The organism is Candidatus Pelagibacter communis (genome assembly GCF_001180025.1).
Lineage (GTDB): Bacteria > Pseudomonadota > Alphaproteobacteria > Pelagibacterales > Pelagibacteraceae > Pelagibacter > Pelagibacter ubique_A.
On sequence record NZ_CVSK01000019.1, the window covers coordinates 1 to 696 of the forward strand.

The window sequence follows — 696 nt, forward strand, 5'->3', positions numbered from 1 at the left end:
CTGAAGGTGGCTATGCAAAAGAAGCTTCAGATGAATTTAAAAAGAAGCAAGAAGAATTACTTTCTGAAACATTAAAAAAAATTGATATAATAATTTGTACTGCTTTAATTCCGGGTAGAGAGGCTCCAAAGATAATTAAGGAGGAGATGTTTAAAAATTTACAATCAGGATCAGTTATTTATGACTTGGCAGCAGTTCAAGGAGGAAATACAGTCTTCACTGAAGTTGATAAAATTGTCGAAAAAGATGGTGTTAAAATTTTGGGTGAGGCAAATATATTAAACAAATTACCCGTATCAGCTTCTAATTTATTTGCTAAAAATGTATTTAATTTTATCTCTAATTTATATGATAAAGAAAATAAGAAATTAAATATTAATTTAGAAGATGAAATTATAGAGAAAACGCTTATTAAGTAGATTTATGGAAATAGACCCTTTTATATTCAGATTAAGTATATTTGTATTATCAATATTTGTCGGCTACTATGTTGTATGGAGTGTAACACCTTCTTTACATACACCTTTAATGTCAGTTACGAATGCAATTTCTTCAGTAATTATAGTAGGTGCGATAATTGCAGCTTTGTCTGGAAGTGATGGAGTAGTTTTTTCATCATCTAGTATTTATGGATTTTTAGCAATTGTTTTAGCAGCTGTTAATATTTTTGGAGGATTTTTAGTCACTCAAAGAATG

The 696-nt window shown here is 28.9% G+C and carries 2 pseudogenes; both read left to right on the top strand.

Features of this window, described 5'->3' with window-relative positions:
- Positions 1-419 (top strand): annotated as a pseudogene (locus AMN83_RS00295) (NAD(P)(+) transhydrogenase (Re/Si-specific) subunit alpha); the annotation flags it as partial.
- Positions 420-429: 10 nt separating this feature from the next.
- Positions 430-696: pseudogene (locus tag AMN83_RS00300) on the top strand (proton-translocating transhydrogenase family protein); the annotation flags it as partial.